The 10,382-nt window shown below is 68.4% G+C and carries 9 protein-coding genes and 1 pseudogene (1 of these 10 cut by a window edge); 3 read left to right on the forward strand and 7 right to left on the reverse strand.

Features of this window, described 5'->3' with window-relative positions:
- Window positions 1-26 precede the first annotated feature (26 nt).
- The gene (locus ACLBYD_RS15220; RefSeq protein ID WP_447817099.1) at window positions 27-947 is read right to left on the reverse strand and encodes a pseudouridine synthase; all 921 of its coding nucleotides are present in this window, start codon (window positions 945-947) and stop codon (window positions 27-29) included.
- Between the two features lie 169 nt (window positions 948-1,116).
- On the opposite strand from ACLBYD_RS15220, the gene ACLBYD_RS15225 reads away from it, so the two are divergent.
- Both ACLBYD_RS15225 and ACLBYD_RS15230 read left to right on the forward strand, forming a co-directional pair.
- Window positions 1,117-2,112: an esterase family protein gene (locus tag ACLBYD_RS15225; RefSeq protein WP_258259643.1), complete on the forward strand. Its 996-nt coding sequence runs from the start codon at window positions 1,117-1,119 to the stop codon at window positions 2,110-2,112.
- Complete coding sequence (locus ACLBYD_RS15230; protein WP_230809734.1) at window positions 2,102-2,968, forward strand: oxidoreductase; 867 nt, start codon at window positions 2,102-2,104, stop codon at window positions 2,966-2,968. Before ACLBYD_RS15225 ends, ACLBYD_RS15230 begins: the two co-directional genes overlap by 11 nt.
- A 51-nt stretch (window positions 2,969-3,019) precedes the next feature.
- Here the strand turns inward: ACLBYD_RS15230 and ACLBYD_RS15235 are convergent, their stop codons facing one another.
- The 5 genes from ACLBYD_RS15235 to ACLBYD_RS15255 form a co-directional block, all read right to left on the reverse strand.
- On the reverse strand, window positions 3,020-3,454 hold the full coding sequence (locus ACLBYD_RS15235; protein ID WP_019289985.1) for a GNAT family N-acetyltransferase: 435 nt from the start codon (window positions 3,452-3,454) through the stop codon (window positions 3,020-3,022).
- A 48-nt stretch (window positions 3,455-3,502) separates the two neighbouring features.
- Window positions 3,503-4,237, reverse strand: a complete 735-nt coding sequence (locus ACLBYD_RS15240) for an aspartate/glutamate racemase family protein (RefSeq protein ID WP_024103047.1) — start codon at window positions 4,235-4,237, stop codon at window positions 3,503-3,505.
- 6 nt (window positions 4,238-4,243) lie between these two features.
- The gene (locus ACLBYD_RS15245) at window positions 4,244-5,761 is read right to left on the reverse strand and encodes an NCS1 family nucleobase:cation symporter-1 (protein WP_060651946.1); all 1,518 of its coding nucleotides are present in this window, start codon (window positions 5,759-5,761) and stop codon (window positions 4,244-4,246) included.
- A gap of 136 nt (window positions 5,762-5,897) precedes the next feature.
- Window positions 5,898-6,620: a GntR family transcriptional regulator gene (locus ACLBYD_RS15250; RefSeq protein ID WP_024103048.1), complete on the reverse strand. Its 723-nt coding sequence runs from the start codon at window positions 6,618-6,620 to the stop codon at window positions 5,898-5,900.
- Between the two features lie 102 nt (window positions 6,621-6,722).
- Window positions 6,723-7,901: an RNA polymerase sigma factor gene (locus ACLBYD_RS15255; RefSeq protein WP_447817100.1), complete on the reverse strand. Its 1,179-nt coding sequence runs from the start codon at window positions 7,899-7,901 to the stop codon at window positions 6,723-6,725.
- A gap of 165 nt (window positions 7,902-8,066) precedes the next feature.
- Here ACLBYD_RS15255 and ACLBYD_RS15260 point away from each other — a divergent pair, with 165 nt between their 5' ends.
- Complete coding sequence (locus ACLBYD_RS15260; protein WP_447817101.1) at window positions 8,067-8,954, forward strand: oxidoreductase; 888 nt, start codon at window positions 8,067-8,069, stop codon at window positions 8,952-8,954.
- A 37-nt stretch (window positions 8,955-8,991) separates the two neighbouring features.
- Here ACLBYD_RS15260 and ACLBYD_RS15265 read toward each other — a convergent pair.
- Window positions 8,992-10,382 (reverse strand): annotated as a pseudogene (locus ACLBYD_RS15265) (DEAD/DEAH box helicase); it runs 913 nt beyond the window's last position.

The raw sequence follows: 10,382 nt of genomic DNA on the forward strand, positions 1-10,382 counted from the left end.
GAACCTCCAAGACGAGAACTCGCCGGTCAGCGGGGTCCTGGTGTGTTGTTACTCCATGCTGCCAGGTTTCGTCGGCTTACGAAGCGGGTCGGCCGACCTGTGATCGGATCGTGGAACGACAAGGATCTGGCCAGAAGCTGCAGCGGATTCGAATAATCCTGTGGCCCAACCTCGTACACCTTCGGATAGAGGTTGTCGCCGAGAATGGGGATTCCCAGAGAGTTCATGTGTACCCGCAGTTGGTGCGTCCGGCCGGTCTCGGGACGCAATCGGTAACGCGCACGACCGCCGGCCGTGCCCGTGACGTCGATCCGGGTGACGGCGTTGACGGGACCGCCGACCTCGCGTGCCTGCAGCACGCCGCGTTCCTTGACGATGCGGCTGCGGACTTCGCGAGGGAAGTCGAGATTCGGCGCCGCCGGGGCGATCGCCTCGTACTCCTTCTCGACGAGACGCCGGTCGAACAACATCTGGTACGCGCGTCGCGCCTCGCGCCGGACGGTGAACACCAGAACGCCCGCCGTGAGCCGATCGAGACGATGGACGGGGGACAGTTCGGGCAACTCCAGTTCCTTGCGCAACCGGACGACGGCGGTCTCCGTCACCCACGAGCCGCGCGGGGTGGTCGCCAGGAAGTGCGGCTTGTCCACCACGAGCAGGTTCTCGTCGCGGTGGAGGATGTCGATCTCGAAGGGCACGCGTTGTTCGGCGGGCGGATCACGGTAGAGATACACGAATTCGCGCGGGACGTACGGAGTCGAATACGTGATCGCAGTGCCGTCCTGTACGACCACTTCGCCGCACTCGATCTTCTCCGCGATGCGCGTCGCATCGCTCGGGAAGCGCGCGAGCAGGAACTCCGCTATGGTCTCCCAGCTGGGATTATCCGGCAGTCGCAGGCGGGTGGGGTTCAGGCCGTCGCGAACGGGGAGGGGAGCTTCGGGCACGGATCGTCAGGCTAGCGGTGCGACCGGAATGCGAGTGCCGAAGGCCGGACGATAACGCTGCCGGACTTTCCACGATAACGATTGTGTGCAAGCCTGCTTAAGGTTTCTGCACCGTCGATACCCTGGGACGGAAGTGAAGAATGTTACTGGAGTGCAAGGGGAGCTTGTTGTGACGATTTCGGCGAAGACCGGAACACGTCGGCGGGGGGGACGCGCTCTCGTACGACTGCTGGTGGCGGCGCTGGTGCTTCCGCTGGCCCTCGCGTTCAGCGGGCTCGGTGCCGGCACGGCTGCGGCCGATCCGTACGAACGCTTCCACGAGGACATGGTCGCCGCACCGGGTGGGGTCGGGGCGATCAAGGTGCGCATCTGGCGAGCGAACAACGGCAGCAACAAGGCCGTCTATCTGCTCGACGGTCTGCGCGCTACCGACGACGTGAGCGGCTGGGAACACGAGACCAACGCGGCGTGGCTCGCCGATCACGGCGTCAACGTGATCATGCCGGTGGGCGGGCAGTCGAGCTTCTACGCCGACTGGTACGCACCGAGCAATTTCAACGGCCAGCCCTACACCTACAAGTGGGAGTCCTTCCTCACTCAGAACCTCCCCGACCATCTCGCGAACGTCTACGGCATCGACCGCAACAACAACGCGGTGGTCGGCCTGTCGATGGGCGGTAACGCGGCGCTGATCCTGGCTGCCTACCATCGCGACCAGTTCAAGTTCGCCGGCTCGCTCTCGGGTTACCTCAACCTCTCGGCCCCGGGTATGCGCGAGGCCATCCGTCTCGCCATGCTCGATGCCGGCGGATACAACGCCGACGCGATGTGGGGACCGCCCTGGAACCCGGCGTGGCTGCGTCACGACCCGTTCGTCGCGGCGCCGCAACTGCGCGGCCTGCCGATGTGGATCTCCGCGGCGAGCGGCCTGCCCGGCCAGTACGACCGGCCGAGCTCGCTGGTGGGCAGCTTCAACACGACCAACGCCATGGGTCTCGAAGCGCTCGCCCGCACGCAGAACCGCGCCTTCCAGGTGCGCCTGCTGACCCTGGGCATCGACACCGCACACTTCTCGTTCCCGATCGTCGGTACCCACTCGTGGGGCTACTGGCAGGACGAGCTGTGGGCGATGCTCCCGATGCTCAAGTCCTCGATTGGCGCCTGACGCCACCACATCGCTGGACGGTCGCACCGTCGTCGTGACGGGCGCCACCAGCGGTGTGGGCGAAGCGACGGCCCGGGCCCTCGGAGCTGCCGGCGCCACCGTCGTCCTCACCGGTCGCAACGTCGACCGGGGCAAGCGCATCGCCGAGGAGATCGGCCCCCGGGCCGAGATGATGTCGCTCGATCTCGCCGACCTCTCGGCGATCCGTGCCTTCGCGGACGCCTTCGCCGATCGGCGGATCGACGTCCTGGTCAACAACGCAGGGGTGATGGCGGTGCCGCTGCGTCGCACCGCCGACGGGTTCGAGATGCAGATGGGAACGAACCATCTCGGACACTTCGCCCTGACCGGACTGCTGTTACCGCGCATCACCGGTCGTGTCGTCACGGTGTCGAGCGCCGCCCACCTGATCGGCCGGATCGATCTCGACGACCTCAACTGGGAACGCCGCCCGTACAACCGCGCCGCGGCGTACGCACAGTCGAAGCTCGCGAATCTGTTGTTCGCGCTCGAGCTCGAACGACGCCTCGCCGCGGTCCGCTCACCGCTGCGCGCCGTCGCGGCCCATCCGGGCTACGCGGCGACCGAGGTGGGCAGTCACACGGGGACGTGGTTCGACCGGTTGTTCGGTTTCGGCAAGACGATCCTGCAGCGCACCCCGGACCAGGGGGCCGAATCGGTCGTGCTCGCCGCCTCCGATCCGGGTATCGCGGGCGGCTACATCGGTCCGCGTCTCCTGCTCTACGGAGCGCCCGGTGTCGCCGGCGTGGGGCGTCGCGCCCGCGACCGCGAGACCTCGACGCGGCTGTGGGAGTTGTCGGAGAAACTCACAGGAGTCCACTTCGAGATCGGCTGATACGCGTCGTCGCCCGCACCCCGTGACCGCACCCCGACGGGCGCCCTGTGGTCACGGGGTGCGGCGCATCGGCACGTGGTCGATCCCGGCCTCGAGGTAGTTCGCTCCGGTGCGCACGAACCCGAATCGCGCGTACCAGTGCTCCAGATACGCCTGCGCCGAGATGTCGACGACTCCCGGACAGGTCCCGAGCGCCGCCTCGATCAGCTCCGCGGCGAGGCCGCGCCCGCGTGCGTGCCGGGCGGTGGCGACACGGCCGATGTGGGCGATGTCCCCGTCGTCGTGGAGCACGCGCAGCGTCGCAAGGACCTCGTCGCCCTCCCGCGTCCAGAACAGTTCGGTGGTCGGGTCGAGATCGCGGCCGTCGAGTTCCGGTTCGCTGGTGATGCCCTGCTCGAAGACGAACACGTCGGTCCGCAGAGCCATGATCCGGTACAGGCTCTCGGGGTCGGTCTTCCTCAGCGGTGCATGGTGGATGGACGGCACGTCCCGATCGTAGGGGGCTTCACCGGCTGTGAGGACACGGGAGGGGCTTCACCCGCCCGTCGTGAACCCGTCGAGCAGTCCCGCATAGCGCTTCGGTGGGGGAGCCGCGAACTCTCCTCGCTTGCCGGTCGCCAGCCCCATCGTGACCAGCGACTGCACGGTCAGCGTCGCGGCCGCGACACCGTCCACCACCGGCACTCCGATCTCCGCGGAGATGTGCGCGCACAGGTCGGCCATCCCGGCGCAGCCGAGCACGATGGCGTCGGAACCGTCCTCGTACAGGGCGTCGAGGCACGCCTCGGTGACGATCTTGCGTGCGTCGGGATCGCTGTCGAGGGCGAGCACCGGCAGGTCGCACGCGTGCACGCCCCGGCACGCGTCGCGCATGCCGTAGCGGTGCGCGAGGTCCCACGCGCGTCCGGTCGTGCGGGCCAGCGTCGTGACGACGGAGAATCCGCGCCCCAGGACCGCGGCGGTGTGCATGGCGGCCTCGGCGATGCCGACGACGGGCCCGCCGGCGAGCTCGCGCGCCGCGTCCAGCCCGGGATCGCCGAAACACGCGATGACGTAGCCGTCGACGCCGTCGCGTTCACCCTTCTCGATCTCGGTGAGGATGCCCGGCACGGCGAGCGCGTCGTCGTAGTGGCTCTCGATCGACGGAGGTCCCATCGTAGGGCTGACCGCCTCGACGCGTGTGCCCGGACCTGCGACGGCCCGGGCACACGCCTCGATCGTGGCGGTCATCGACCACGTGGTGTTCGGGTTGACGACCTTGATGAACATGGAGGATCAGACTGCTTCCTGTGCGACCCGGTCGGGGAGACGGACTGCGAGGCGGGTGCGGGTCGCGAGCAGGTGGTAGACGACGAAACCGAGACCGCAGCCGATGAACCAGCTGTACTGGGCGGCGGTTCCCATGCCGGGCGCATCGTTGAACAGCACGGGGATCATCGCTACCACGGCGCCGACGACGGTTGCGATCACCGCAGCCGGGTTATAGCCCTTGCGGTAGAAGTACGCACCCTTCTCCGACATCGTGAACAGGTCGTCGACGATCACCTTCTGCTTGCGCACGAGGTAGTAGTCGGCGATGAGGATGCCGAACAGTGGACCGATGAACGCGCCCAGGGTTTCGAGGGTGTAGTGGATGACCTCGGGGTTGTTGTACAGATTCCACGGGGTGATGAGCACCGAGCCCACCGCGGCGATCATGCCGCCGGCGCGCCAGCTGATCTTCTGCGGGCTGACGTTCGAGAAGTCGAAGGCCGGGGAGATGAAGTTCGCGACGATGTTGATGCCGATCGTGGCGATGGCGAAGGTCAGTGCGCCGAGCACGATCGCGAAGGTCGAATCGATGCGGGCGACGGTCTCGACGGGGTCGGTGATCAATTCGCCGTAGACGGGCAGCGTGAGCGACGCGGTGATCACGACGAGCAACGAGAAGACCAGGAAGTTCACGGGCAGACCGAGGAAGTTGCCCTTCTTGACGGCGGCGTAGGACTTCCCGTACCGGGAGAAGTCGCCGAAGTTGAGCATCGGGCCGGAGAAGTACGAGACCACCAGGGCGATCGCGCCGAGCATGACCGGCACCGACGACCATCCGGTGTGCGTGACCTCGCCGAGGGTCAGATCGATTGCGCTCCAACCGGCCTGGGAGATCAGATAACCGCACAGCAGGAACATCACGACGTAGACGGCCGGGCCGCAGAAGTCGATGAACCGCCGGATCGACTCCATGCCGCGCCAGAACACGCAGGCCTGCAGCACCCAGAGCGTCAGGAAGCTGACCCATCCGAGTGCGGACAGGCCGGCGAACCCGTAGTCCTCGACCACCGCATAGGGCGCGAGCGAGGGGAACAGCTTGATCAGCACCACGTCGAGTGCCGCCGAGGCGAGGAAGGTCTGGATCCCGTACCACGCCACCGCGATCAGACCACGGATGATCGCGGGGATGTTCGCGCCGAGGACGCCGAAGACGCTGCGGCAGATCACCGGATAGGGCACACCCGTGACCTGGCTGGGCTTGGCGACGAGATTACAGAAGAAGTAGACGATCGTGATGCCCACGAGCAGGGCCACGAGGACCTGCCAGCTGGCCAGACCGAGAGCGAACAGGCTGCCGGCGGTGACGTACCCGCCCACGCTGTGGACGTCGGACATCCAGAACGCGAAGATGTTGTACGAACCCCACCGCTGGTTCTTCAACGGGGCGAGGTCGTCGTTGGTCAACCGCGGGTCGTATCCGGTCGCGGGCGGCGGGGGTGCGGTGGGGACGCTACCGGCGCTCGGTGTCAGCACTTCGGTCATGCCTGCTCCTGTGCGAGGGGGAGCCGCCCGTGCCCCGGTGCGAGGCCGGTGGGCGGAGTCGAATCGATCGACGGAACATCAACGGCGATGGTGAATTCCGATGCGCAGACCGTAACGGGGCGATATTGCCGGAGAGTTACCCGAACTGTATATCTTCCGCGGGAAGCAGGCCGGATTCGGCGGTGAGGCCGGAGATGGCGACGTCGAGATGCCGGTTGTGGTGTTCGGACGCCGTGAGCAACGCGTCGGTGTCGCGCGCCAGGAAAGCGGTGAGCATCGCCTCGTGCTCGCGATGGAGTTCGGCGCGCTCGGAATCGCTCACGTGCACCATCGGCTGAACGGGTTCGGTGATGTTCCAGGCATATTCGAGCATGTGCAACAGGCGGTGCATGCGGGACGGCCTGGTGAGGGCCATGTGGAAGACGCGGCTCTCGCGGTGATAGCCACGCGAGTCGCCTTCCTGCACAGCGCGTTCGAGAAGACGGTGCGACTCCTCGACGCGCCGGTCGTCCTCCTCGGTGGCGTTGCGCACGGCCGCCGCGAGCGACGCCGATTCGAGAGTCTCACGGACGAGATACATTTCGCGCAGCTCCGCGATCGTCAGCTGGGCGACGATGTATCCGTGGTTCTGCCGGTGGGTCACGAGACCTTCGCCGATGAGGGTCTTGAGTGCTTCCCGGACCGGGATGCGGCTCACCCCGAACAACTCCGCGACCTCCCCTACGGGGATCGGTGTGCCCGGGGGTGCGGCTCCCGAGAGGAAGGCGCGGCGCAGCTCCTCGAGGATCACGTCCTGCGGGCGACCCGGTACGTCGACGCGGAGCTCGTCCAGCAACGCGGATCTACGGTGTGGTGCCACGACCGGGTCCTCCTTCGTCACCGGAATGCGAGTGCTCGACTCCGCGAAGGTAGACCCGTCGTGTTACGTCCTCGTCTCCGCCGTGTGACAGGGATGCACACCTCACGCGCCGCCGCGCGGAGGGAAGGTCGGCAGCGTCGGCCTCGGCCGCGGCGTGGTGGGCGTACCCGTGGTGGTGGGGCGAGGAGTCCCGGTGCTCGGCGCGTCGCTCTCCTCGGTGTCCCGGCGCGGGCGGTCCTCGTCCGGCTCGGTCCCGCGACCCGGCCCGCCGCGCCTGGTGAAGCCACCGGCGGTCGACGTCGCCGTGGTGGTGGAAGCGGCGGTGGATTCCGCAGCGGGCTCGGCGGTCGCTGCCGAGGTGGTGGTCACCACCGGTGCCTCGACCTCGGGTTCCCCCGTCGTCGTCTCCGCGGGCTCGGTGGTCGTGGTCTCGGTCGTCGCTGCGGTCGTGCTCGTCGCGACCGGCGACCCCATGTCGAGCGTCGGTTCGGCCGCAGGACGCAGGACCTGCCGCTCGACGGGCTCGGCCTGCGGGAACACGAACAACGCACCGACGCCCAGCACCGCGAACACCGCCACCGATGCCGCGATGACGGGAACGGTGCGCTTCGCCCGGCGATCGCGACGGGGGAAGCCCTCCCGGTCCAGCGGTTCGAGCCGGCGCCCGAGATCGAGCAGTTCCGCCTCCGAGGGCTGCACCGCGAGCAGCCGTCCACGCAGGTGCGCGGGCAACGGGGTGAAGGGGAGAAGCGAGAACGCTCCGAGCGCATTCGGCACGCGGGGCACCGCGCGGTCGACGAAGTCCTGCGCATGGGCGAGGACACGTCCGTCGCCGGCGGAACCGAGCATCGCCTCGATCTCGTGGGACGAGAAGTGATGCCGGACCGTGAGGTCGACGACCTCGCGGGCGGTGCCGTCGAGCAGGTGGACCGCCTCACGGACGTCGAGGACGTCGGAAGCGGCCTGGTAGGTGGGGTCGGCCGCGGGGAGATATTCGAGGGCGGAGCCGGTGCGCTCGAGCACGCGGATGCATTCGGCACGGACCACGGCGTAGAGCCAGGCCCGCAGGAGACTCTCGTCGCGCAGCGACCGGATCCGCGCGGTCGCCGTCCAGACCGCGTCGTATACCACGTCCGAGGCCGACGACACGGCGACGAAGCCGCACGCGTACGCGTACAGGCCGGGGGCGAAACGGTCGAAGGCCGCTGCCGTGGCGTCCGGCTCCCCGTTCCGCAACGCTGCGGCGAGTTCGCGGTCCGGACGTCCGGGGTGGTGCCCCATCGATGGAACCTCCCTGTCGTGCATGCGCCCCCGCGCGCCTGCGGTCGTGAGTTCCGGGGAAGTCTACGAGCAGGTGCGCCCCACGGCGAGGATGCGATCCATCGGGCCCGTCGACGCCGGAAATGGGGGTGTCGCCACGCGGCGCGCGTCCGTAGGGTGGCGGGCATGGGGTGGACCACGAACGATATTCCGGATCTGTCGGGACGCACGATGGTCGTGACGGGGGCCAACAGCGGACTCGGTGCAGAGACCGCCCGGGCGCTGGCGCACGCCGGTGCCGTGGTGGTGCTCGCGTGCCGCGATGTCGCCAAGGGTGAGTCGGTCGCGGCCGATCTCGGCGACCGCGCCACCGTGCGCCGTCTGGACCTGGCGGATCTCTCGTCGATCCGTGCGTTCGCCGACGAGGTGCGTGCCGAGCACGAGCGTATCGACGTCCTGGTCAACAACGCCGGCGTCATGGCGGTACCGCTGCGGCGGACGGCCGACGGTTTCGAGATGCAGATCGGGACCAATCACTTCGGCCACTTCGCGCTCACCGGGTTGCTGCTCGACCGCATCACCGACCGGGTGGTGACGGTCAGCAGCACGATGCACCGCATCGGCAGCATCGATCTCGACGACATCAATTGGGAACGTCGCCGCTACGAGCGGTGGCTCGCCTACGGGCAGTCGAAGCTCGCGAACCTGTTGTTCGCGTACGAACTGCAGCGGCGCCTGACCGCCGCCGGATCGAGCGTGAGTTCGCTTGCCGCGCATCCGGGTTATTCGTCGACGAATCTGCAGTACCGCAGCGAGTCCTGGCACGGGAAGATCGTCGAACTCGTCACCCCGATCATCGGGCAGTCCCCGCAGCAGGGTGCGCTCCCGACGCTCTACGCGGCCACCTCGCCGGATGCGGAGTCGGGTGGCTACTACGGGCCGGATTCCTTCTTCGAGATGCGCGGCCGGCCGAAGCGGGTGCAGTCCACCTCGCGGTCACGCGACGAGATCCTGGCGCGGAGGTTGTGGGAACTGTCGGAGCGGCTGTGCTCCGTCGAGTACTCGATGCCCTAGAGCTCTCGATACCGCGGATCCTGCTGAGCTGCAGTTCTCACGTCAGGGTGAACGAGACCGGCGGCAGATCGTCGCGTCGGCACAGTCCGGTCTGATCCACGAGGTCGAGGGTGCGCAGATAGCGCCGGACCAGATCGCCCGCCGAGAGCCCCGCGTCCGACGCGGTGCGCAGGGCGGCGGCGAGTCCGTCACCGCGTGCCCAGCGGTGGATCGCGGCGACGGCGATCGGATCCGGATCCGGCCCCACTTCGAGGCCGAGACGCTCTTCGCGTCCGGCGAGTTCGCTCCACAACCGTGAGGTGGCGCGCAGCGCTTCATCGATCGCCGGGGTGGTGCGTCCCGGGACTCCGATGGTACGGCGACGGGTCTCGCCCAGAGCGCTCGAGGCGACGGCGGCGAGTTCGGCCGGTGTCAGCCCCGACCACGCGCCCGTCCGCACGCATTCGGCGACGAGAAGGTCGTTCGCGCAGTAGATCCGGCCCAGGCGACGGCCGTCGTCGGTGACGTAGGCCGACCCGCCCATCGGGTCGCGGAGCAGATAACCCCGCTCCTCGAGCAGATCCAGCGTGCGATCGAAGGTCTCGACGAGGCGTCCGGTGACCGTATCGATCTGCGACCGCATCCGTTCGGTGTCGCTGTGCACCGCGGCGCGTCGCGCGGAGAGGGCGAGGAGGCGCTCCCTGTCGCCGCGTCGATGTGCGGGATGTGACCGCACCGCCCGTGCCAGTGACGTCACCAGTTCGGCCGAACCGGAGCGCCGTGCCTCGGCGAGCCGGTCGCACAGGTGCCGGTACTCGGTGAAGCCCTCGACGTCCCCGAGTTCGGTGTCGAGATCACGCAGGGCCGTCGTGTTCGCGCGGACGGCGTCGGTGAGCGCCGCGACGGATCGTTCGGCCTGGAACTGGGCGAACGAGCGTCGCAGGAACTCGCGGGAGCCGGGGATGCCGCGACCGGCGACCAGGTTGACCGCGGTGTTGTAGCCGACGCGCAGCGAACTGTGGAGCGGGTACGAGCGTGCGCCGGCGAGGCCGGCGACGGTCGCGGGGGCGGCGTCGGGACTCCACAGCACGACGGCGTGGCCTTCGACATCGATGCCGCGCCGTCCGGCACGACCGGTGAGCTGGGTGTACTCGCCGGGGGAGAGGCGCACCGGTCCGTCGGCGGTGGGTTTGACGAGGCGTTCGAGGACGACGGTGCGCGCCGGCATGTTCACGCCCACGGCGAGGGTCTCGGTGGCGAACACGACCCGCACGAGACCGCGGGCGAACAACTCCTCGACGGTGTGACGGAAGGCCGGGATCAGACCGGCGTGGTGCGCGGCGAAACCGCGTTCGAGTCCTTCGAGCCACTCGGCGTGACCGACGGCGTCGAGATCTGCGGGCGGCAGCGCTGCGGTGTGCCGGTCGGCGACCGCGCGGATCTCGGCGA

The organism is Rhodococcus sp. C26F, assembly GCF_053345925.1.